Annotated in this window: 21 protein-coding genes; 12 read left to right on the top strand and 9 right to left on the bottom strand. The window is 65.0% G+C overall.

The annotated features are described in order from the left end of the window. Positions 1–82: 82 nt before the first annotated feature. Entirely contained in the window at positions 83–1,075 is a 993-nt protein-coding gene (cra, locus tag FAZ11_RS22055; protein WP_058766350.1) for a catabolite repressor/activator, read from the top strand. Further along, entirely contained in the window at positions 1,072–1,869 is a 798-nt protein-coding gene (locus FAZ11_RS22050) for a TatD family hydrolase (RefSeq protein ID WP_058773704.1), read from the top strand. The genes cra and FAZ11_RS22050 overlap by 4 nt, the downstream gene beginning before the upstream one ends. Here FAZ11_RS22050 and ampD read toward each other — a convergent pair. Together ampD and FAZ11_RS22040 are read right to left on the bottom strand one after the other, a co-directional pair. Further along, positions 1,866–2,417, bottom strand: a complete 552-nt coding sequence (ampD, locus tag FAZ11_RS22045; protein WP_058763579.1) for a 1,6-anhydro-N-acetylmuramyl-L-alanine amidase AmpD — start codon at positions 2,415–2,417, stop codon at positions 1,866–1,868. The genes FAZ11_RS22050 and ampD overlap by 4 nt on opposite strands. Next, complete coding sequence (locus tag FAZ11_RS22040) at positions 2,417–2,893, bottom strand: FAD/FMN-containing dehydrogenase (protein WP_193557185.1); 477 nt, start codon at positions 2,891–2,893, stop codon at positions 2,417–2,419. Before FAZ11_RS22040 ends, ampD begins: the two co-directional genes overlap by 1 nt. A gap of 83 nt (positions 2,894–2,976) precedes the next feature. On the opposite strand from FAZ11_RS22040, the gene FAZ11_RS22035 reads away from it, so the two are divergent. Next, the gene (locus FAZ11_RS22035) at positions 2,977–3,456 is read left to right on the top strand and encodes an MOSC domain-containing protein (protein WP_058773703.1); all 480 of its coding nucleotides are present in this window, start codon (positions 2,977–2,979) and stop codon (positions 3,454–3,456) included. 255 nt (positions 3,457–3,711) lie between these two features. After that, a complete protein-coding gene (locus tag FAZ11_RS22030) occupies positions 3,712–5,004 on the top strand; it encodes an NAD(P)/FAD-dependent oxidoreductase (protein WP_058773702.1) in 1,293 nt (430 codons plus the stop codon). 63 nt (positions 5,005–5,067) lie between these two features. Here FAZ11_RS22030 and FAZ11_RS22025 read toward each other — a convergent pair whose 3' ends face one another. Continuing rightward, a complete protein-coding gene (locus FAZ11_RS22025) occupies positions 5,068–7,257 on the bottom strand; it encodes a DUF1631 domain-containing protein (protein ID WP_058773711.1) in 2,190 nt (729 codons plus the stop codon). 287 nt (positions 7,258–7,544) lie between these two features. On the opposite strand from FAZ11_RS22025, the gene nadC reads away from it, so the two are divergent. Continuing rightward, positions 7,545–8,393 carry a carboxylating nicotinate-nucleotide diphosphorylase gene (gene nadC, locus FAZ11_RS22020; protein WP_058763586.1) on the top strand — a complete coding sequence of 283 codons (849 nt, stop codon included), beginning with the start codon at positions 7,545–7,547 and terminating at the stop codon, positions 8,391–8,393. A 119-nt stretch (positions 8,394–8,512) separates the two neighbouring features. Beyond that, positions 8,513–8,731, top strand: coding sequence for a hypothetical protein (locus tag FAZ11_RS22015; protein ID WP_058766354.1), 219 nt, complete (start codon positions 8,513–8,515; stop codon positions 8,729–8,731). On the opposite strand, the gene FAZ11_RS22010 is transcribed toward FAZ11_RS22015, so the two are convergent. Both FAZ11_RS22010 and purU read right to left on the bottom strand, forming a co-directional pair. Then, positions 8,719–8,967, bottom strand: a complete 249-nt coding sequence (locus tag FAZ11_RS22010) for a hypothetical protein (protein WP_081320050.1) — start codon at positions 8,965–8,967, stop codon at positions 8,719–8,721. The genes FAZ11_RS22015 and FAZ11_RS22010 overlap by 13 nt on opposite strands. Then, the gene (gene purU, locus FAZ11_RS22005; RefSeq protein ID WP_058763590.1) at positions 8,939–9,790 is read right to left on the bottom strand and encodes a formyltetrahydrofolate deformylase; all 852 of its coding nucleotides are present in this window, start codon (positions 9,788–9,790) and stop codon (positions 8,939–8,941) included. The genes FAZ11_RS22010 and purU overlap by 29 nt, the downstream gene beginning before the upstream one ends. Before the next feature lie 310 nt (positions 9,791–10,100). Here purU and mvaT point away from each other — a divergent pair, with 310 nt between their 5' ends. Next, a complete protein-coding gene (mvaT, locus tag FAZ11_RS22000; protein WP_058763592.1) occupies positions 10,101–10,484 on the top strand; it encodes a histone-like nucleoid-structuring protein MvaT in 384 nt (127 codons plus the stop codon). A 308-nt stretch (positions 10,485–10,792) separates the two neighbouring features. On the opposite strand, the gene sbcB is transcribed toward mvaT, so the two are convergent. Beyond that, the gene (sbcB, locus tag FAZ11_RS21995) at positions 10,793–12,247 is read right to left on the bottom strand and encodes an exodeoxyribonuclease I (protein ID WP_058773701.1); all 1,455 of its coding nucleotides are present in this window, start codon (positions 12,245–12,247) and stop codon (positions 10,793–10,795) included. Between the two features lie 104 nt (positions 12,248–12,351). Here sbcB and FAZ11_RS21990 point away from each other — a divergent pair, with 104 nt between their 5' ends. From FAZ11_RS21990 to FAZ11_RS21980, 3 genes are read left to right on the top strand one after another with little or no spacing between them, the layout of a single operon-like run. Further along, positions 12,352–13,581: a DUF4350 domain-containing protein gene (locus FAZ11_RS21990; RefSeq protein ID WP_137279590.1), complete on the top strand. Its 1,230-nt coding sequence runs from the start codon at positions 12,352–12,354 to the stop codon at positions 13,579–13,581. Continuing rightward, the gene (locus FAZ11_RS21985; protein WP_058773699.1) at positions 13,559–14,554 is read left to right on the top strand and encodes an AAA family ATPase; all 996 of its coding nucleotides are present in this window, start codon (positions 13,559–13,561) and stop codon (positions 14,552–14,554) included. The genes FAZ11_RS21990 and FAZ11_RS21985 overlap by 23 nt, the downstream gene beginning before the upstream one ends. Continuing rightward, complete coding sequence (locus FAZ11_RS21980; RefSeq protein WP_240043644.1) at positions 14,551–15,354, top strand: hypothetical protein; 804 nt, start codon at positions 14,551–14,553, stop codon at positions 15,352–15,354. The genes FAZ11_RS21985 and FAZ11_RS21980 overlap by 4 nt, the downstream gene beginning before the upstream one ends. Here the strand turns inward: FAZ11_RS21980 and FAZ11_RS21975 are convergent. Together FAZ11_RS21975 and FAZ11_RS21970 are read right to left on the bottom strand one after the other, a co-directional pair. After that, entirely contained in the window at positions 15,339–15,701 is a 363-nt protein-coding gene (locus tag FAZ11_RS21975; protein ID WP_058763602.1) for a PilZ domain-containing protein, read from the bottom strand. The two genes, FAZ11_RS21980 and FAZ11_RS21975, sit on opposite strands and share 16 nt — an antisense overlap. A 55-nt stretch (positions 15,702–15,756) precedes the next feature. Continuing rightward, the gene (locus FAZ11_RS21970) at positions 15,757–16,143 is read right to left on the bottom strand and encodes a tetratricopeptide repeat protein (RefSeq protein WP_058763604.1); all 387 of its coding nucleotides are present in this window, start codon (positions 16,141–16,143) and stop codon (positions 15,757–15,759) included. Between the two features lie 339 nt (positions 16,144–16,482). Here FAZ11_RS21970 and pyk point away from each other — a divergent pair, with 339 nt between their 5' ends. Beyond that, positions 16,483–17,934: a pyruvate kinase gene (gene pyk, locus FAZ11_RS21965; protein ID WP_058763606.1), complete on the top strand. Its 1,452-nt coding sequence runs from the start codon at positions 16,483–16,485 to the stop codon at positions 17,932–17,934. A gap of 102 nt (positions 17,935–18,036) precedes the next feature. On the opposite strand, the gene FAZ11_RS24815 is transcribed toward pyk, so the two are convergent. Further along, positions 18,037–18,207, bottom strand: a complete 171-nt coding sequence (locus tag FAZ11_RS24815; protein ID WP_167497028.1) for a hypothetical protein — start codon at positions 18,205–18,207, stop codon at positions 18,037–18,039. A 124-nt stretch (positions 18,208–18,331) separates the two neighbouring features. On the opposite strand from FAZ11_RS24815, the gene FAZ11_RS21960 reads away from it, so the two are divergent. Beyond that, a complete protein-coding gene (locus tag FAZ11_RS21960; RefSeq protein ID WP_058773697.1) occupies positions 18,332–20,947 on the top strand; it encodes a DEAD/DEAH box helicase in 2,616 nt (871 codons plus the stop codon). The last annotated feature ends 13 nt before the right edge of the window (positions 20,948–20,960 follow it).

Below are 20,960 nucleotides of genomic sequence, written 5' to 3'. Positions count from 1 at the left end.
TCCTTGAAGCACAACACACAATAAAGACCGTCCCGCTCGCGCCGTACAGCGCGAGCACCTTCAGGTCCGACGAGGTATAGGCGTGAAACTCAGCGACATCGCTCAACTGGCTGGCGTATCCCTCACCACTGCCAGCTACGTCATCAACGGCAAGGCCGAGCAGCGACGTATCAGCGCGGCCACCGTGGCGCGGGTCATGGCCGTGGTCGAAGCCCACGGCTACCAGCCCGACCAGCGCGCCGCCGGCCTGCGTCGCGGAGCCACCCATACCCTGGGTTTCCTGCTGCCCGATCTGGAAAATCCCAGCTATGCCCGCCTGGCCAAACAGCTCGAACGGCGGGCACGCGCGCGGGGCTACCAGTTGCTGATCGCCTGCACGGACGATAACCCGGACAGCGAACGCCAGCTCATCGCGCTGTTCCGCGCCCGGCGTTGCGACGGCCTGTTCACCGCCAGCAGCCTGGCCGAGGACGACGCGCCCTATCGGCAACTGCAGGAACACAACATCCCGATCATCGCCATCGACCGCCAACTGGATCCGACGCAATTCTGCTCGGTGGTCAGCGACGACCACGCCGCCGGCCGGCAGCTGGCGGCCACCCTGCTCACCCCCGACACCCACAGCATCGCCCTGATCGGCGCCCGCCCCGACCTGGTCATCAGCCGCGAACGCGCCGCCGGCTTCGCCGCCGCCCTCGCCGACCATCCCGCGCGTCATTGGGAGCGTCACGCCCCCCATTACAGCCGCGACGGCGGTCGCGCCCAGGCACAGGCGATGATCGACGAACTCGGTCATTGGCCCGAGGCATTGCTGACCACCTCCTACGTCTTGCTGCAGGGCGTGCTGGACGTCCTGCGCGATCACCCGCTCGCCGAGGGCGAAGACCTGCGCCTGGCCACCTTCGGCGATACCCAGCTGCTGGACTACCTGCCGTTCAAGGTCAACGCCATCTCCCAGCAGCATGAGATCATCACCGAGCGCGCCCTGGAGTTGATGCTGGACGCCCTGGAAAACGATCAGTACCTGCCGGGTGTCCGAGCCATACCGAGGGTCCTCAAACGCCGCCTGCCATGAGCCTGCTGATCGATACCCACAACCACCTGGACTATCCGGGCTTCGACGCCGAGCGGCCGGCGCTGCTGACAGAGTGCGCGCGTCTGGGCGTCGTCCGCCAGGTGTTGATCGGCGTGGAGCGCCAGCAGTGGCCGCAGCTCTGGCGGGTGGCCGGGGAACATCCCGGCTTGTATGCAGCGCCAGGCCTGCACCCGCTGTACCTGCACCGCCACCAGGAAGACGACGTGGCCGCCCTGCGCGCCTTCTGCCTACAGCATCGAGAGGATGACCGGCTGTGTGCCATCGGTGAAATCGGTCTGGACTACTACATCGAAGCACCGGACAAGCCACGCCAGGCCTGGTTCTTCGAGCAGCAGGTACGCCTGGCCATGGAGCTGGAGCTACCGGTACTGCTGCACGTGCGGCGCGCCCATGCCGAGGTGGTGAAGATCCTCAAGCGCCTCAAGCCACCCCGCGCCGGCATCGCCCACGCCTTTTCCGGCAGCTACGAGGAAGCGCGGGAATACCTGCGCCTGGGCTTCAAGATCGGCCTCGGCGGCGCACCCACCTGGCCCCAGGCCAAGCGCCTGCAGCGCGTACTCCCCCAGTTGCCGCTGGACGCCATCGTCCTGGAGACGGACGCGCCGGACATGCCGCCGGCGATGCACCCCGACGTGCGCAACAGCCCGACCCATCTGCCGGCCATCTGCGCGGCCCTCGCCCCGCTGTGGCAGATCTCGGCCGAGACCCTGGCGGCGACCACCACACTCAATGCCTGCGCGGTGTTCGGCTGGGACCCCGACCGTCTGATCTAGCCTTGCAACTCGGCGTGCAGGCGCGCCCAATCGAAGGCCGGACCGGGATCGGTCTTGCGTCCCGGCGCGATATCGCTGTGCCCCTGGATGCGCTCAGCGGTGATCGCCGGATAGGCCTGCTGCAGCGCTCGCGTCAGGCGGCCCAGGGCGCGGTACTGGGCCTCGGTGTAGGCCAGGTCGTCCGTCCCCTCCAGCTCGATGCCCAGCGAGAAGTCGTTACAGTTCTCGCGCCCCGCGAAGCAGGACACCCCGGCATGCCAGGCCCGTCGCTCGCAGGAGACGAACTGGGTCACCGCCCCATCGCGCTCGATGAGAAAGTGGGCGGCCACCTTGAGCTCGGCGATTTCCGCGAAGAAGGGATGGGCCGAATGATCCAGGCGATTCTGGAAGAAGGCTTGGACGCAACCGGTACCGAACTGCCCGGGCGGCAGGCTGATGTTGTGGATGACCAGCAGGGACACCTCGGTGCCGGCCGGACGTTCGTTGTGGTTGGGCGAAGGACACAGCCGCGCCTCGCGGTACCACCCCTCGACGAAGACGCCTTCCATCAGCGCGCCTTGGCCTTGAGCGCGTCACGCAGGGCATTGGCATCGCCGAATTCACGCTGGCCGACGAAGCGGCCATGGTCGAGCATCACCCAGAGCACCTTGTTCGCATCCCCGGGGAAACGCGGCACGACGCGCGATTGGCGATCCAGCAGCACGGGATAGCCATACTTGCGCATGGCCGGCACGGCGAACATCCGGGTGATGGCCGCCGGCATGCTGCTGATATCGGCGATATAGGCCACCCGAGTACCATCGATGAAATCCGCGGGCTGGTCGCGCATGGCTTCTTTCACCAGGCCGGAGCCGCTCATACTGCGGGCAACGAGCAGGACCTGCAGGCGGTCATCGAAGGTATAGGGCCGGTCGCGCTGGTCAAGCAGCGTGAAAGGCGCGATGCGCTCCCCCGGTTCCAGAGCGAAAGCAGTCAACGGCAGTACCAGACACGACAGCAACAACGCCAAGCCTCTTGCGCGCATGGCATCCTCTCTTGAGCGACCTATCGAGGCCGCTATCCTGCCCTACCCTTCTGGCAGGCACCACCATCGCAGCGAGGAGCGGCATGATCCCACTCAAAGAATTGCTGGCCGAGGTTCCCCAGGCCGGGGCGGTACGCTGGATCGGCGTGCGGCCGGCTTCCCGCGCGCCCATGGTCGAGATCGAGGCGGTGGAAGCCCGCCGCGACGCCGGTCTCACCGGCGACCATGCCCGCCCCACCGCGCGCAACCAACGCCAGGTCACCCTCATCCAGTGGGAACACCTGCCGGTAGTCGCCGCCCTGATCGGCAAAGCCATCGCGCCGGCCGATCTCAGGCGCAACCTGGCCATCGCCGGGATCAACCTGTTCAGCCTGAAGAATCGGCGCTTCCGTATCGGCCAAGCGGTATTGGAAACCACCGGCTGGTGCCAACCCTGCGCGCGACTGGAAGAACGCCTGGGCGTCGGCACCTTCCAGGCCATGCGCGGCCACGGCGGCCTCACCGCGCGGGTGCTGGAGAGCGGCATCATCCGCCTGGGCGATGCGGTGCAGGTGCTGGATTGACCTCAATTTCCCGAGGGTCGAATGCCCGCGCCAGGCCGGTTAAACTAGGCTACCTCCCGTCGTCACAGACGTCTTTGCCCAGGCGGATGTATGCCGTTTCCCTTGAAAACCGCTGCTTTTCGCCCATCTTCCAGCTTAGACGCCGAGCTTTTCGCTCGCATCGACGCCTCCAGATTCCGTCCGATCCGGGACTGCGCCCGCTTGCGGCGACGCGCCCGGCTCGGCCACCGCTTTCCCTCTCTATGAGTACTCTCCATGACCCATCGCATCGTTATCGTCGGCGGCGGCGCCGGCGGCCTGGAACTGGCCACCCGCCTGGGCCGTAAGCTGGGCAAGCGCGGCCAGGCCAAGATCGTGCTGATCGACGCCAACGCGACCCATATCTGGAAACCCCTGCTGCACGAGGTCGCCGCCGGCTCGCTCAACTCCACCGAGGACGAACTGAGCTACGTCGCCCAGGCCAAGTGGAATCACTTCGACTTCCAACTCGGTCGCATGACCGGCCTGGATCGCGAGCGCCGCAAGGTCCAGTTGGCCGCCATCGAAGACGACGGCGCCGTGCTGGTGCCCGAGCGGGAGATCGGCTACGACTCCCTGGTGCTGGCCATCGGCAGCACCACCAACGACTTCGGCACTCCCGGCGCCGCGGAAAATTGCATCTTCCTCGACACCCGCGCCCAGGCCGAGCGCTTCCACCGCAAGTTGCTGACCCACTACCTGCGCGCCCATGTCAGCGAGCAACCGGGTGAATTCATCGAGGTCGCCATCGTCGGCGCGGGCGCCACCGGCGTGGAGCTGGCTGCCGAACTGCGCAACGCCGCCGAGGAGCTGCAAGCCTACGGTCTCGATCGCATCCGTCCCGAAGACCTGCGCATCACCGTGGTCGAAGCCGGCCCGCGCATCCTGCCCGCCCTGCCCGAGCGCATCGCCGGCCAGGCCCATCGCACCCTGGAGAAGCTCGGCGTACGCGTGCTGACTGGTTCGGCGGTCAAGGAAGTCCGCGCCGACGGCTTGCAGACGGCTAGCGAATTCGTCCCGGCCAGCCTCAAGGTCTGGGCGGCGGGTATCCGGGCCCCGGCCTTCCTCAAGGATCTGGCGGGTCTCGAAACCAATCGCATCAATCAACTGGTCGTGCACTCGACGCTGCAGACCACCCGCGATCCCAACGTCTTCGCCCTGGGCGATTGCGCCGCCTGCCCGCTCACCCCGGGCGATACCCGCACCGTGCCACCGCGCGCCCAGTCCGCGCACCAACAGGCCTCGCTGCTGGTCAAGACCTTCAAGGCACAGCTGGAGGGCAAGCCGCTGCCGGAATACCGCTACAAGGACTATGGCTCGCTGATCTCCCTGTCGCGCTTCAGCGCCGTCGGCAACCTCATGGGCGGCGCCCTGGGCAGCCTGACGCTGGAGGGCTGGCTGGCACGGACCTTCTACGTTTCGCTCTACCGGATGCACCAGGTCGCCCTCTACGGCCCGCTACGGGCCCTGGCGCTGTTCGCCGGCGATCACCTCAGACGCAAGACCGAACCGCGCCTGAAGCTGCACTGATCCACCGCCGCGCGGATACCAAAAAGCCGTCCCTCAGGACGGCTTTTCTCATTACGCAATGACTCAGGACGACGACTGGCTGCGCAGGCTGCCCAGTACCGAGGTCATGGCCCGGTCGAACAGCAGGGCGTCGTCGAGCAGTCGTACCCGACCCTCCTGATAATCCAGCGCCAGTTCCTCGCGGGTACGATCCAGCACCTTCATACCGGTACGATTGACGAACACCAGCCGCCCCATGGGCCGGATGACCGCCGCCAACTTGCAGCGCAGCTTCTGTTCGAGATCCAGGATCTCCAGCCAGGCGCCCACGGACAGGCCATCCACCCACTCCAGCGAATCCTGCTGCAGGCCGGCGATCCGATCACCATCGCGCGGCAACTCGAAAGGCTCATCGGCGATGACCGGCGCGGTCGGGGCCGGCTTGGCATCCACAGCGGCCGTCTCCACCGACTCGGCACGGGCCTGCTGGAAGGTCTGTACGTGGAGCGATTCGAGCTCGGTGAAGAATTCGGAGGTGGAGAACGGATCGAAGGCGGCGCTCGCCAAGCCCTCGCGCAAGGCCTTGAGCAAGCCGGGCACCATCTCCAGCAGCCGTTGGCGCGACGCCACGTCATGGTGCGGCTGGATACTCCAGATCAGGTCATCCATCGTCTGGAGCGCGGCGCGCCATTCGCTCGAGTCGTAGCCTTGCTTGAGACACGTCAGCAGCAGCACCTGGCTCCAGGCTTCACGCAGCACCCGCTGCACGGCAGCCGGCAACTGATGTCCTTGCAGGCGCTGGCTCAGCACATGCTCGACCTGCAGGCGGGCGATCTCGGCGCGTGCCCTACCTTCTTCGGCATCGCGCGTGCGCTGCTCGAGTAACTCGCTGCGGCGCTGCTCGTCGCCGACATAGGCCATGAAGTCGGCCAGCAACTCGGCGAAAATCTCCGGATCATCAACGAAATCGGTCAGCAGACGCTGCACGATCTGTTCGATCTTCTGGTAGAGGCCATCGCGTTGCAGATCGCTCTGCTCGCCCCAGCCCAACGAGGCCGCGGCGATCTCGTTCAGCAGGCGCCGAGCGGGATGGCTGCCGCGACTGAAGAAGGTCTTGTCGAGCACCGCTACCTTGAGCATCGGAATCTGCAACCGCGCGATCAAGGCCTTGAGCGAGTCGGGCAGGGTGAGGTCGTCGAGGATGAACTCGAAGAGCATCGCCACCAGATTGATGACATCTTCATCGACCTGCCCCACTACCCGCTGTCGACCCGAGCGCTCGCTGATGCGTCCCAGCGCTATGCCCAGTTGTTGCTTCAGATCGTAGCCGTCCAGGGGCTGGCCGGAGATCTGTTGCTGCAGGTGGGAAAGCAGGCGCATGAGATCGTAGCTGGTGATCGCCTGGCTATCACCGGTGGATGCGGCCTCCCCGCCGGAGCCGGCACCAACGCCGCCAACGGCGGCCGGGTTACGCAATTGCGCCAGCAAGCCCTGCAAGGTTCCGAAGAGTTCCTGACCGTCGTCCTCGGCATTCACATGGGCCGGGGTACGGCCGCTGTAGCCCTTGGCCGTGCGCCCCGGTACCTGCTGGGGAATGGCCTTGAGTTGCGGCAGCACCCCTGCATCCACCAGTTGCCGGTTGGATTCCGCATAGAGCTGGCCCAGGCCGTTGAGCACGAAGCGCTCGAACAGCTTGTAGATGATCAGCTTGACCTTGATGTCGGTATCGAGATCGCGGCAGGCCTCGACGAAGGCCTCGCATAGCCGGCGCGGCCCCAGTGGATGGGTCGCATCGTCGACCTTGCTCGACAGCTGGGTATTGAACCTGATGGTGAGATGGCTGATGGCCATGGCGTTGTTGCTGAGCGCCTTGGCCACCATGGTATCCACGGCGACGCTCTCCTCCAGCGCATCGTTCTGCACCAGGCTGAGGTCTTCGTAGGACACGCTGTCCAGGCGCATTTCCGGCTTGCTGCCGACCACGTTATTCAGCGCCGCGAAACGCTCGAAATACTGCTGCAGAAAACTGCGCTCGATACTCTTGCGCCGCAGACGCAGGTCGCGCATGGCTTCGAAGTAAAGGCTTTGTTCCTGATTGCTGCCGGCCCGATCCGCCATCTCGAACAGTGCGTCGTCGGCATTGTCGAACAGCTGCTGCAAAGAAGCATTGAGTCGCTGAGCGGCGCGATCTCGTACCGGCAAAAGTACCGCGGGCAATCGGGAAGAAGACTCCCCGAGCGCCTTGAAATGAATCACATTTACGTCGTTCTGCACCACCGCCTCCCACAACCGTTCTTGCGTTCGGCTGAATCGCGTTCCACTACAGGAGCATTGAACAACGTTGGCCGCCCTGGCCGCGAGGTGAAACGTTGTCGATTTGCCATTATTTGCTCAGCTAAGGCATCGACCAATCGGCATCTGCACAGTACATGACAGGGTTCACAGAGGACCTGTAGTACGGCGCCTGCCCTTCAAATAATTCAACGTTGTCTATCTCGGATCGTCAACCTGCCATAAAGTTGCCGTCCGCGTCTCGCCGCCCCCTTCATCGGAGTCCATTCATGTCCAGCGATACCCTGTCCGACCTCGCCCAGGTCATCACCGAAAACGTCGCCGCCGCCCTGCGCGAAGACATCGGCAGTGGCGACCTCACGGCGGGCCTGATCCCCGAGGGACAGAGCGCCCGGGCCCGCATCATCACCCGCGAAGCCGCGGTGGTGGCGGGTACCGCCTGGGTCGACGAAGTCTTCCGGGTGCTGGATCCGCGGGTCGAGGTCAGCTGGCAGGTACGCGACGGCGAAAGAGTTGCCCCCGATCAGGTGTTGTTCGAACTCCAGGGGCCGGCCCGGGCCCTGCTCACCGGCGAACGCAGCGCGCTCAACTTCCTCCAACTGCTGTCCGGCACCGCCACCCGCTGCCGACATTACGCGGATCTGGTGCAGGAGACCGCCGTCCGGCTGCTGGACACCCGCAAGACCTTGCCCGGCCTGCGCCGCGCGCAGAAGTACGCGGTTACCTGCGGCGGCTGCTACAACCATCGCATCGGCCTGTTCGACGCCTTCCTGATCAAGGAAAACCATATCGCGGCCTGTGGCGGCATCGCCCAGGCGGTAGCGACCGCACGGCAACTCGCGCCAGGTCGTCCGGTAGAGGTGGAGGTGGAAAACCTGGGCGAACTGGAACAGGCCCTGACCGCCGGTGCCGACATCGTCATGCTCGACGAGCTGAGCCTGGCCGACATGCGCACGGCCGTCGCCCTGACAGCGGGCAAGGCCAAGCTGGAGGCTTCCGGTGGCGTCAACCAGGAGACCCTGCTGGGCATCGCCCAGACCGGCGTCGACTACATCTCCATCGGCACCCTGACCAAGGACGTCAAGGCCATCGACCTGTCGATGCGGGTGCTGGCTTGAACCCGGTAGGCAAAGTTCTTCGCGGCGGCTAGACTCCGCAGCCGCGCCTCCTGCGCACCGGACTTCGCGCGGTCTCGTCGACCGCTCGCCCCTCGTGACACTCGAACAAGATCGAACCCGTGACCAAAGATCAACTGCGCGCTGAACTGGAACGCCAGGCCCAGCGCTATCAAGATATCTACGGTGGCGAAATCGTCACCTACGCAGCCCAGCCCAAGCCCGATCGCAAGCCCTGGAAGAAAAGACCCACCGTGCAGGACGAGGTGTTCGCCTCGGAAGTGCGCAAGATCGCCGATCGCAAAGCCAAGACCGTGGCGGAAAATTCTCAGGAAGACTGAGGCGACCCGGCATCTCCCGCCTCTACCGCGCCCTCTTCGGGTTCGGCACCCGCTGCCTCCACCTGCAGCCGTCGCCACAGCGCGGCGGCGGCACTGAAATCCGCGCCAGCCGCCTCGTCCAGGGCTGCCACGTCGTAGCGCGCCAGGCACCCCTCGCCCAGGCGCGGCGGCGGCTCCGCCGTACCGGGAGCCGCGTTGGCTTCGCTGTCAGTCGAAGATGACGGTCTTGTTGCCATGGACCATGACCCGCTCTTGCAGGTGGTATCTCAGACCCCGCGACAGCACCATCTTCTCCACGTCCTTGCCCAGACGCACCATGTCCTCGACGTTGTCGCGATGACTGACCCGCTCCACGTCCTGCTCGATGATCGGCCCGGCATCCAGCTCTTCGGTCACGTAGTGGCAGGTGGCGCCGATCAGCTTCACGCCCCGCTGCGCCGCCTGGTGATAGGGCTTGGCGCCGACGAAGGACGGCAGGAAGCTGTGGTGGATGTTGATCACCTGGTGGGCATAACGCGCGCAGAGATCGGGCGGCAGGATCTGCATGTAGCGCGCGAGGACCACCGTATCGGCCTGATGCAAATCGATCAGGCGGGAGACCTCATCGAACGCCGGCTGCTTGTCACTGGGATCGACCGGCACATGGAAGAAGGGAATGCCATGCCACTCCACCATGCTGCGCAGGGTGTCATGGTTGGAGATGACGCAGGGAATCTCGCAATCGAGCTCACCGCTGTGCCAACGGTGCAGCAGATCCGCCAGACAATGGGATTCGCGACTCGCCATGAGCACCACGCGCTTGCGCTGGGCGGAATCGGTGATCCGCCATTGCATGGAGAACTCGCGGGCGATGGGCGCGAAGGCCTGGCGAAAGCCTGCCAGATCGAAGGGCAGGGAATCGGCGCGGATCTCATGGCGCATGAAGAACCAGCCACTTTCCGTATCCGAATGATGGCTCGCTTCGGTTATCCAGCCGTTATAGGTCGCCAGGAAGTTGCTGACCTTGGCAACGATACCCACCCCGTCCGGACAGGCGATCACCAGACGAAACGTTTGCATAGGAAAACCTCGAGCGAAAAGGGGCTGCATTCTAGGCGTACTCGCGTGCAGCGTCGAGCACGGCACGGCTGGAGTACGCCGTACCACCAGCTCCTGCGTTTGACGAAAAAATCACAATTAACCCGTGAAAAGTTCCGTATTTAAATCGCTATAAAATAGTCACTACAGTGAAAACCGCGTGGCCTACGCATTACCAATGCACCGGGACGTTAATTCAGCGCGCCATGCAACCCTCCCATTTACTTATTCCAATAGCCAACCTATGATTGGAGCACTTTCATCTCTGCACCACCACGTACAAAGGCCAACCATGTCGCTCATCAATGAATATCGCCAGACCGAAGAAGCCATCAAGGAACTGCAGGAGCGCCTGAAGTCCCTGCAGGCAGACGACAAACTGCAAAAGGAACTGGAGTTCGAAAAGAAACTCCGTTCGTTGATGGGCGAATATCAAAAATCCCTGCGGGATATCATTGGCATCCTCGACACCGAAGCCAAACCCGCTCGCCAGGCTCGCACCAACAAGGCCAGCACGCCTGCGACGCCCAAGCGCGCCCGTAAAGTTAAGCAATACAAGAATCCGCACAACGGCGAAGTGATTGAAACCAAGGGCGGCAATCACAAGACGCTGAAAGAGTGGAAGGCCAAGTGGGGCTCGGACGAAGTGGAATCCTGGGCCACGCTGCTGGATTGATCGAAGAACGCCGGCTTGCCGGCGTTTTTTTTGCCTCCGCGCCAAGCACCTGACTAGAGCGCCTGGCGCAGGAGCTCACACCTGCGTCTGTACGAAAATGGCTGCCCTTCCCGAACGTGGATCCACTCGGATTCAAGAGATCCGTTTCCCCCGTCTATATCGGAACGCACCCCCTACTTCCGTATAGCAGGATCCAAGCCTGTCTAGGCACATGAGGCGCCCTGGACGATATCCGCACTCCCCTGGTCGATTCTGGCCGTATTTCTTTCAGGCCATCGCACAAGCCAAGAGTGCAGATCTTCGCGACCTTAGGTCGCAGCGACGGGACTTTCGTCCAATTGCCTAATCAATGCCTGAACATGGGCGCACCAGGCATCCAGGATAGGCAAGACATCGACGGCTACTTCGCGGCGAAACTCCTCGGTCAGCGCCATGAATTGACCACACGTCAGTTGCCCCTGACGCTCTTCGCTCAATAATCGCTCGCGGCAGAAGTCGCGCCAACGACTCCCCTCCTCCGCCGTCAGCAATTCCGGGAAGTTGCGGGCCCGGTAGCGAAAGAACAGCTCCGGATGCCGATCATCACGGAAGGGCCAAGTTCTCCCGGCAAGTTCCTCCGCCGGGCACAGCCGAACTTGTTCACAGAGTTGCCGCTCTTCGGCATCGACAAAGCCGTCATAGAGCCGTAATTCGGCATCCAACTTTTCCGCTTGAAAGGCTGAAGCCTCGGCATAGATCGCCTGCACCTTGGGTTGCCAGTTCGCACGCTGCTCGAGTATCCGGCGGACGGCGCCCCATACCTCAGCTTGATCGAATTGCAGTCGCTCGCAGTCCGCGGGACGCAATACGCTGAAAGGCGCCAGGATCGGACACTTGTTGATCTGCACCAGTTTGAGCGGGACGGGCAATTCACCCTCGGCCAGGTCGTCCCTGCGGGTATAGAGGCGCTGGCGCAAGGTATCGGCATCGAGGTCGAACAGCGGATCGGGCACCGCGCCGAGATCGCAGACGATCAGTGCATTGCGATTGACCGGATGCCAGGCCAGCGGCAAGACGGGGGCGAGGAAGTGGCGCTCGGCGCTGAAGCGTCCGGACACGTGCAGCAGGGGCTCGAGCAGGCGAATGCGCGCCAATGCCGCCTTCTTCTGTCGCTGCGTCCAAAGATAGTCATACAGTCGCGGTTGGGCTCGCTTGACCAGGCGGGCCAAGGCGAGCGTCGCCCGCACATCCGCCAGGGCATCGTGGGCTTGGCCATGCTCGATGCCATTGGCCAGGGTCAGGCGATCCAGCCGCAGGGACACGCGAGCGTTTTCCTGCGGCCAATTCAGGCTTTCCGGGCGAAAGGCATAGAGCGCCCTGATCAACCCGAGCACATCCCAGCGGCTGTTGCCTTGCTGCCACTCCCGCGCATAGGGATCGTGAAAATTGCGGTACAGGCTGTGCCGCACCATTTCGTCATCGAAGCGCAGATTGTTGTAGCCGACCGTACAGGTCTGGGGTCGACTGAGCTCGGCGTGGAGGCGCTGCATGAAATCCCGCTCGCGCAGCCCCAGGCGCTGCAGGGTATCCGGCAGGATGCCGGTGACCAGGCAGGCGGCAGGGTGCGGCAGGATATCGTCGCTCAGCCGACAATAGAGATTGAGCGGCTCCCCGATCTCGTTGAGATCCAGATCGGTACGCACCCCGGCGACCTGCAGCGGGCGATCCCGCCGCGGATCGATACCCGTGGTCTCGAAGTCGTACCAGAAGATACTCTGAGTCACACCACCCTCCCCTAGAATCGGTGCAGTCTAGCATCGCCTACGACCTTGCTCGCCAACGCCCGTACCCGCTAGGCTCTGGCCCTTGTCCTCTCGCGTACCCCTGCATGCGTTCAGCTGATCGGCCCTCCCTTCGCGCCCGGTACCGCCTTGCCGGCCTGCGCCTGAGCGCCGCCGTCTTCGCCCTGGCCTTGTCCTGTGCCGCTCTGGCCCAACAGGAGCCGCTGTCCTGCCCATTGCCGCCGCAGTCGGACAGCGGCCCGGCGAGCCTACGGTTGACCCACCAGGCGCTCGATAGCCAGGCGGCGCGCCAGATCGCCATGCAACTGGCCAAGGCCGGCGGAGACGGCGCCGAGCCCCTGGCTCTCGCCACGGGCTACCTGCAGCACTTCGGCAGCCAGGTACACCGCGAGAACCCCGCGCAACTCGATGCTCTGCCCCCCAAGGGCGTACTGCTCTGGCTGGCTGGTAATTCACCGCTTGCGGACGCTCAGGCACAGAGGCTGCTGGACTGGGTGGAGGCGGGAGGACATCTGGTGGCGATAGCGGACGACAGGACCCTCGCCCTGAGCGCGACCCTCGGCGTACGGCCAATGCCCACTCGCGAATTGGGGGGTGCCCCGCAACCCATCATGGCGCTGCCGCTCTGGCCGAGTCTGACGCAACTCTATCTGGCCGAGGACGATGCCCCGGCCTACCTGAGCTTCGACGACAGTCGTCATCTCTATGATGTCGGCGATCAGGCGGTAGCCTGGGCCAGCAGCGCCAGTGCGACCCATATGCTCTTGCTACCCTGTGGCGAAGGCAGCGTGACGCTGCTTTCAGATACCGAGCTTTGGAACAATGCCCACCTCCCCCAGTACGACAATGCCTGGCTGCTGTGGTACCTGACCCAGGGCGCGCCGGTCGCGATCATCGCGCCGTTGCCGCCGGTGCCCCTCTGGCAGCAGGCGCTGCAGCGCTTCGGCCTGGCTGCTGTCCTGTCGCTACTGGCCCTGTTCATCTGGCATTGGCATAGCCAGGGTTCCCCTTTCCCCCGGTGGCGGGCGCGCAAGGAGCACTGGCCAGACCTGATCGCCCTCTTGCAACGCGATATCCTGCGAGAATTGCAACGGCAGCGACCGGAATTCGCCCAACAGGGCGTCGCCGAGCGCTGGCAGTACCTTGCCCGCCTAAGTGGCCTGACCACTCGCCTGGTGGGCGAGGCCATGCGGCCCTACCCCGCTCGCGCCTCGCGCAAGGCCTTCACCCGACGCATTGCCCAGCTGCGACAACTGCGCCTGGCCTTGCGCCCCCTATCCCCGAGGACTCCCGATGACCGACACCTCCCTTCCTGAAGGCAGCGCGGCGGATACCAGCGAAGCCGCTGTGAAAGCCCGCGCCCAGGCTCGGCTACAGGCGCTGCGCCAGGCCCTGCTCAGGGTATTGCCGCAACAGGACGTTGTCGTGGACGGGCTGCTCGCTACCCTGCTGGCCGGTGGTCATCTGCTGCTCGAAGGCCCGCCCGGTGCAGGCAAGACCCTCCTGGCGCGGGCGCTGGCGGCCTGTCTGGAAGGCAGCTTCGGCCGCCTGCACTGTCATCCGGCGCAATCCGCAGCCGAGGTGGCCGGCGAGATCGTCGTCGAAGCCGGCAGCGAGAGTGCCCGCTTGCGCCGCGGTCCGCTGTTCAACCAGCTGATCCTGATCGAAGAGCTGCAGCGTGCGCCCGCCGTCATCCATAACCTACTGAGCGAGGCCTTGCAGGCACGCCAGCTCGTCCTGGAAGGTCGTAGCGTGCCCCTGCCCGCCCCCTTCATGGTGATCGCCACCCGCGCGGCGGGCAGCGATCTGCCCTTGACCCTGCGTGATCGCTTCCTGACCCAGCTACGCCTGGAGTGGCCGACGGAAAGCCAGGAGCTCGCCGCCTTGCGCCAGACCTTGCCGCAGGGCCATGCCGACCCGCTGGAGGCCGCGGCGCTGAAACCCCTTTTGCACGCTCGTGACCTGCCACCGCTGCAACGCCTGGTGACGGGACTGTCGGTAGCGGAGCCGGTGCTGGACTATTGCCTGCGGCTGACTCGCCTGACGCGGGAATGGCCCGCCTTCGAACAGGGCGCCGGACCGCGCGCGGGTCAGGCGTTGGTTCGCCTCGCCCAGGCGCTGGCCTTCCTGCGCGGCAGCGATGGCGTTGGCGTGGAAGAGGTACGCAGCGTGCTGCCGGGCGTGCTGCGACCACGCCTGCGCCTGACGCCCGAGCGGGAATTCGAAGGCGACAGCCTCGATGGCCAGATTCTCAAACTGCTGGGACAGTGTCCGGCACCGCGCGCATGATCCCGAGTCGTCGCCTTGCGCTGCTCCTGACTGGCTTGGCGCTGGTCAGCCTGCTGCTGGGCCTGACCGCCCCGCCTATCTGGCAGGCACTGCCCGCCGCCGGTGGTGCGCTGCTGCTGGCGCTGGCGGTGCTCGAGCGTCTGGGTTCCAGGTGGCGCTGGCCCGGCCTCTGGCAGCACCCGCCACGACCCAGCGTCACGCCCCGCGCCCAGCGCCACTCAGCCACCCTGCACCTGCTGCTCGACCGCCAGGCTCCAGCAGGCCGCATCCCTTGGCAACAGGATCGCGACCAGGCTCTGGGCTTCCTGCGCAGTCTCGCGGCCGGCGGCAACGCCGTCCGGCTGTATGGCTTGGCGCCCGAGTTGCGCCTGCTGGCGGCCAATGTACCCGGTCAGCCCTTGCTCCTGCCCAGGCTGACCGTCGGCAACCCCGGCGAACTCAAGCCGGCCCTGGCGCGGCTCTGTCTGCAGGCCAGCCCTGGCAGTGTCATCGTGGTGATGGCGCCCATGGCCGAGGAGATGCTGGACGGACTCGCCCGACTGGACCGCGCCCGCCGCGGACTGGAGCTGTGGCTGATCGACACCTCGCTGAGGATCACCCAGGAACCGGCACAGATCCGCGGCTGGCGCAGCGCCCAAGGCTACGCCGAGGCCTGGCAGGCGCGGCTACGCAGCGACCGACTGGCCGCGCGCCTGGAACGATTGGGGATTCGCTGGCTACCGGCCAGCGATACGCCGGACCTCCAGACTCGCCTGTGGCAACTCTGGGCAGCGCAAAGCGCCGGTCAGATCGCTGACTGAGACAGTTTGCCGAAGGTGAAATAGTGCTGCAGGACGCCGATCAACTCGGCGAATTCGACCGGTGGCTCGACGACGCTGAAACCGGAATCGTAGTTGCCCGGTGTCACGTCTTCGTGACTCCACTGGCAACGGGCATCGAAATCGATGAAGTGCAATTGGCCATCCTGCCCCGGAATCTTCAACCGCAACTCGAAACGCGCATTCACCAGCATGGGCAATTGGCTGATCATCAGCAGTCCCTCGCGGGAGATGTTGCCGATGTAGCCCATGGGCTTGTCGGTGAAGCGGTTGAATACCTTCAGGTAGTAAGGCAGCTGGTGGCGCTCGATACGACGATTCTGAGTCATGGTGCGTTCATCCTGCACACGGTAAAGCCACTTTACCGACAACGTCCTGGAAAGCTCAGCGCTGCGGTAGTTTTCGCACCGGTTGGGGCGTCGCAACGGCCATTCCGCCATCTAGCCCCATTTGGCGCAGGGTGTCCAGTCGAGCCTGGGCCCGATAGGCATATTCACTGCCCGGATAACGGGCCTGGATGAAACGATAGGTCTGGGCGGCGTCCGCGTACAGCTGTTGCTGCTCCAGGCACTGGCCGCGCAGCATGGAGAATTCCGGCTGCAGCCAGGGCCGCGCCCGTCCCTTGCGCTCGGCCTGGGAAATCTGCAGCAGGGCGTTGGTGCAATCACCCTCGGCATAGGATTTGTAGGCGGCGTCGAGATAGGAATTCATCGAAACGCTGGTACAGCCGGTCAGGCCGACGACCAGGAACAGGTAGAGATAAGGGCGCATGAAAAGTCCTCCTGTTCGCTAGATCGGCGCCGGGGCTGGCTTCTTGAGGCCAAGCGACCATCCGTGTGACAGAGCAGCGAAAAGCCGTCATGTGCTGGCCACGCGACGGCGCTACAATGAGTTGCGCTCCGTGTTCTACGTCGACTCGGCGCTAGGAACCTGTTCACGATTTCGCGAGCTAGAGACAAACAAGGCGAAAATGCCTGAGGAAGCGGAGTTTACGAGTGGTAAATGAGCATTCCGAAGGTATTTTCAACGCCGTTTGGCCGACGCGCAGCAGGTCGTGACCAGGTTCTGAGGCGTCGACTCATGATTGCAATCCGCTAAAGGAAAGACTGCATGATTTATCGCCGTACCAAGATCGTCGCCACCCTAGGCCCGGCCAGCAATTCTCCGGAAGTCCTCGAGCAGCTCATCATCGCCGGCATCGACGTCGCCCGGCTGAACTTCTCGCATGGCACGCCCGACGAGCACCGGGCCCGTGGTCAGCTGGTACGGGATCTCGCCGCCAAGCACGGCCGCCACGTCGCCCTGCTCGGCGACCTCCAGGGTCCGAAGATCCGCATCGCCAAGTTCGTCAACAAGCGTATCGAACTCAAGGTCGGTGATCCCTTCCGCCTGTCCATCGCCCATCCGCGCACCGAAGGCACCGAGGAAGTGGTCGGCATCGATTATCCGGGCCTGGTCGCCGATTGCCGCGTGGGTGACGAACTGCTGCTGGACGACGGCCGCGTCGTGCTGCGCGTGGAAGGCGTGACCGCCACCGAACTGCACTGCACCACCCTGATCGGCGGTCCGCTGTCCGACCACAAGGGCATCAACCGGCGTGGCGGCGGCCTCACCGCGCCGGCGCTGACCGACAAGGACCGCGAGGACATCAAGCTGGCCGCCTCCATGGAGGTCGACTACCTGGCCGTGTCCTTCCCGCGTGATGCCGAAGACATGAACGAAGCCCGGCGCCTGATGGAAGCGGCTGGCGGCAAGTCCTGGCTGGTGGCCAAGATCGAGCGCGCCGAAGCCGTCGCCAACGACGAGGCCCTGGACGGCCTGATCCAGGCCAGCGATGCCGTCATGGTGGCCCGTGGCGACCTCGGCGTGGAAATCGGCGACGCCGAGCTGGTGGGCATCCAGAAGCGCATCATTTCCCACGCGCGCCGCCTCAACAAGGCGGTGATCACCGCGACCCAGATGATGGAGTCGATGATCAGCAGCCCCATGCCGACCCGCGCGGAAGTCTCCGACGTGGCCAACGCCGTGCTGGACAACACCGACGCCGTGATGCTCTCCGCCGAGAGCGCCGCTGGCCAGTACCCGGTGGAAGCGGTCAAGGCCATGGCCCGTGTCTGCGTCGGCGCCGAAAAGCAGCCCACCAGCAAGCTGTCCAGCCATCGCCTGGGCCAGACCTTCACCCGTTGGGACGAGAGTATCGCCCTGGCCTCCATCTACGTGGCCAACCACTTCCCCGGCGTGAAGGCCATCATCAGCCTGACCGACACCGGCTACACCCCGCTGATCATGTCGCGCCTGCGCTCCTCGGTACCGATCTTCTCCTTCGCTTCCAGCCGCGCCACCCAGGCGCGCACCGCGCTGTTCCGCAACGTGCACACCATCCCCTTCGACCCGACCACCATGCCGGCGAACAAGGTGAGCCAGGCGGCGGTGGACGAGCTGCTCAAGCGCGGTATCGTCGAGCACGGTGACTGGGTCATCCTGACCAAGGGCGACAGCTACACCAAGCGTGATGGCACCAACACCATGAAGATGTACCGCGTGGGCGACCTGCTGGTCTGACCCCAGTACCGGCCGCCGGCCGGTGCCAAATGGAAAGCCCCGAGCAGGTGACTGCACGGGGCTTTTTCATGGGCGGAAAAAAGTGGTGAGCCCGACTGCGGATCAGCCGCTGCCGAAGGCGAGATAGGCCAGATGCAGGGCAGCGGTGCTCACTACGCCCAGGCTGCAGACGATCAGAATGAGGCGCTGCAGCGAGCGCAAGCGCCCTTCCCGTTGCTCCTGCAATCGGGTGGCGTCGATCAGGGCTAGGCTGGCCAAAGGTTGTTCCCGCATAGTCTCGCTCCTACCTTCCTTAAATGCACTATATTCTCATTCTCAAGTGAGTCAAGGGAGTCGGACGAGCTCTGGCCGGACTGTGGCAGAATAGGCGGTTTGGTACGAACAGCCTGGGTGAACGATGGCGTTACGTTTCGAACGGCTCAAGTGGCAGGACTGGAAAGGCGCCTTCACGGAGCGCAACTACGAGCGCGGCCGGCGGCTGGCGCTCGATGGCTTGGTGCGCATCCGCTCGGCGGCCAATGGCCAGCTCTATGCCGAATGCAGCAGCCCGGCTGGCCCTGCCTATCGCCAGGCGATCAGCCTACGCCCAGGCGAGACCGCCTGGCGCGTCCATGCCCGCTGTACCTGCCCGGTCGGCCGCAATTGCAAGCATGCCGCCGCCGCGCTCATCGAACTCGAACGCCTGCAACGCGCTGAGACCGAACTACCCACCGCACCCGTCGTCAGCCCGGAGTTGCCGCAACCGGTCCTGACCCTCGGCAGCCATACCCAGATCGACTACGACCGCCATATCGGCAAGATGCGACCCACCGTCCGCCATCGCGCCGCCTTGGCTTTTCTGTACGGTAAGCGCCGGCTCTTCGGCCCACCGCCCCGGCACCCGGACGGCGACTATCCCGCCCGGCAATTGCAGGCCGAACAACGCTGGCGGCAGATGCTGCTCGATTTCGGCCTACGCCTGGCCACCCGGCGCAGCGCCGCCTTGCCGGAAGAATGCGGCGAGATGTTCGAGTTACCCGACGATCCCGCCTGGCTCAGATTCGTCCAGCAAGGGCTGCCGACCCTGCGCGACGCCGGCTGGCAGATCGACGCCCAACCCGAGTTCACCTTCGATCTGACTCCCGTCGAAGGCTGGTACGGTCAGCTCGAAGAAGTCGAGGACAAGGGTAGCGCCAGCGGCCTCTTCGACGTCGAGCTGGGTATCCGCCTGGGTCAGCGCCGCGTCAGTCTGATCCCCTTGCTGATCGAAGCCATCCGCCGTGAACCCTCCCAATACGAGCCCACGATGCTGGCCAAGCGCGCCGACGACGAACCCGTGCTGCTGCGCATCGAGCCGCCACGCCTGGCGGGCCAGCAGAGCCGCGCGCAACGGGTGGCCGTGCCCCTGGGACGCTTGAAGCCGATCCTGCAGATACTGGGCGAACTCTATGCGACGACCGGCCTCGCCCATGATCGCGCCCTACGCCTGCCCCGGCTCGACGCCGCGCGCCTGGCGGAGCTGGACGAGCGCCTGCCGCTGGAATGGGAAGGCGGTGAGCGACTCAGGAGTTTCGCCGAGCGCCTGCGCAGCTACGCGGCCGAACCGGTGGTATTGCCGGATACCCTGCACGCCGAGCTGCGCCCCTACCAGCGCGAGGGCGTGGCCTGGCTGCAGGCCCTGCGCGAACTGGAGGTCGGCGGCATCCTCGCCGACGACATGGGCCTGGGCAAGACGCTGCAGACCCTGGCGCATATCCTCGTCGAACAGGCCGCCGGCCGTCTGACCGCCCCGGCGCTGATCGTCATGCCGACCAGCCTGATTCCCAACTGGCAGGACGAGATCGCTCGCTTCGCCCCTGGCCTGCGCGTCCTCACCCTCCAGGGCAGTGCGCGCAGTAGCCGCTTCGAACGCATTCCCGAACACGACGTGGTGCTCACCACCTATGCCCTGCTGCCCAGGGACGCGGAGCGCCTGGCCGACTACGACTTCCACCTGCAGGTGCTGGACGAAGCCCAGTCAATCAAGAACGCCGCCACCAAGGCCGCCCAGGCGGCGCGTCATCTGCGCGCCCGCCATCGCCTCTGCCTCACCGGTACGCCGCTGGAAAACCACCTGGGCGAACTCTGGTCGCAATTCCACTTCCTCATGCCGGGCTGGCTGGGCGACGAGAAGAGCTTCAAGCAGCACTACCGCATCCCCGTCGAGCGCGAGGGTGACGTCCAGCGCCTGGCAGCCCTCAAGGCGCGGGTACGCCCCTTCATGCTGCGCCGCACCAAGCAGCGGGTCGCCAGCGAATTGCCGCCCAAGACCGAGATCGTCCAGTTGGTCGAACTCAGCCCGGCACAGCGCGAACGCTACGAAACCCTGCGGCTGTTGCTGGACGAGCGGGTTCGGGCGGAGATCGCCCGTCAGGGCATTGGCCGCAGCCAGCTGCTTATCCTCGATGCCCTGCTGCGCCTGCGCCAGGTCTGTTGCGATCTGCGCCTGGTGCCCAGTGAAGACGACACCGTGGCCAAGCCGTCGGCGAAACTGGCCGCGCTTAACGAAAGACTCGACGCCCTGCTACCAGGCGGCAGCCGGGTACTGGTGTTCTCCCAGTTCACCAGCATGCTCGACCTGATCGCGGCGGATCTGGATCAACGTGGCATCGAGTACGTCACCCTCACCGGCGAGACGCGTGACCGCCGCACCCCGGTGCAGCGCTTCCAGAACGGCGAGGTACCGGTGTTCCTGCTCAGCCTCAAGGCCGGCGGCAGCGGCCTCAACCTGACCGCCGCGGACACCGTGATCCACTTCGACCCCTGGTGGAACCCCGCCGCCGAACAGCAGGCCAGCGACCGCGCCTACCGCATCGGCCAGGATCGCCCGGTGTTCGTCTACAAGCTGATCGCCCGCGGCACCCTGGAAGAACGCATCCAGCAACTCCAGCAGGAAAAGGCCCGCTTGAGCGCCGGCATCCTCAGCGAGAACGCCGGCGACTGGCGCCTGACCGAAAGCGACTTGGCCCAGTTACTGGCGCCCCTGGATCGTTAGCTATCAGTCCCGC

The sequence above is a fragment of the Pseudomonas rhizoryzae genome (assembly GCF_005250615.1).
In the GTDB taxonomy this organism is placed as follows: domain Bacteria; phylum Pseudomonadota; class Gammaproteobacteria; order Pseudomonadales; family Pseudomonadaceae; genus Chryseomonas; species Chryseomonas rhizoryzae.
This window is presented reverse-complemented; position numbering and strand designations above follow the sequence as displayed.

Coding starts and splice junctions, on each gene's coding strand:
- FAZ11_RS22050 (WP_058773704.1), top strand. CDS start 1,072: ATGAGCCTGCTGATCGATACCCACAACCACCTGGACTATCCGGGCTTC.
- ampD (WP_058763579.1), bottom strand. CDS start 2,417: ATGGAAGGCGTCTTCGTCGAGGGGTGGTACCGCGAGGCGCGGCTGTGT.
- FAZ11_RS22040 (WP_193557185.1), bottom strand. CDS start 2,893: ATGCGCGCAAGAGGCTTGGCGTTGTTGCTGTCGTGTCTGGTACTGCCG.
- FAZ11_RS22035 (WP_058773703.1), top strand. CDS start 2,977: ATGATCCCACTCAAAGAATTGCTGGCCGAGGTTCCCCAGGCCGGGGCG.
- FAZ11_RS22030 (WP_058773702.1), top strand. CDS start 3,712: ATGACCCATCGCATCGTTATCGTCGGCGGCGGCGCCGGCGGCCTGGAA.
- nadC (WP_058763586.1), top strand. CDS start 7,545: ATGTCCAGCGATACCCTGTCCGACCTCGCCCAGGTCATCACCGAAAAC.
- FAZ11_RS22010 (WP_081320050.1), bottom strand. CDS start 8,967: ATGGCAACAAGACCGTCATCTTCGACTGACAGCGAAGCCAACGCGGCT.
- purU (WP_058763590.1), bottom strand. CDS start 9,790: ATGCAAACGTTTCGTCTGGTGATCGCCTGTCCGGACGGGGTGGGTATC.
- mvaT (WP_058763592.1), top strand. CDS start 10,101: ATGTCGCTCATCAATGAATATCGCCAGACCGAAGAAGCCATCAAGGAA.
- FAZ11_RS21990 (WP_137279590.1), top strand. CDS start 12,352: ATGCGTTCAGCTGATCGGCCCTCCCTTCGCGCCCGGTACCGCCTTGCC.
- FAZ11_RS21985 (WP_058773699.1), top strand. CDS start 13,559: ATGACCGACACCTCCCTTCCTGAAGGCAGCGCGGCGGATACCAGCGAA.
- FAZ11_RS21980 (WP_240043644.1), top strand. CDS start 14,551: ATGATCCCGAGTCGTCGCCTTGCGCTGCTCCTGACTGGCTTGGCGCTG.
- FAZ11_RS21975 (WP_058763602.1), bottom strand. CDS start 15,701: ATGACTCAGAATCGTCGTATCGAGCGCCACCAGCTGCCTTACTACCTG.
- FAZ11_RS21970 (WP_058763604.1), bottom strand. CDS start 16,143: ATGCGCCCTTATCTCTACCTGTTCCTGGTCGTCGGCCTGACCGGCTGT.
- pyk (WP_058763606.1), top strand. CDS start 16,483: ATGATTTATCGCCGTACCAAGATCGTCGCCACCCTAGGCCCGGCCAGC.
- FAZ11_RS24815 (WP_167497028.1), bottom strand. CDS start 18,207: ATGCGGGAACAACCTTTGGCCAGCCTAGCCCTGATCGACGCCACCCGA.
- FAZ11_RS21960 (WP_058773697.1), top strand. CDS start 18,332: ATGGCGTTACGTTTCGAACGGCTCAAGTGGCAGGACTGGAAAGGCGCC.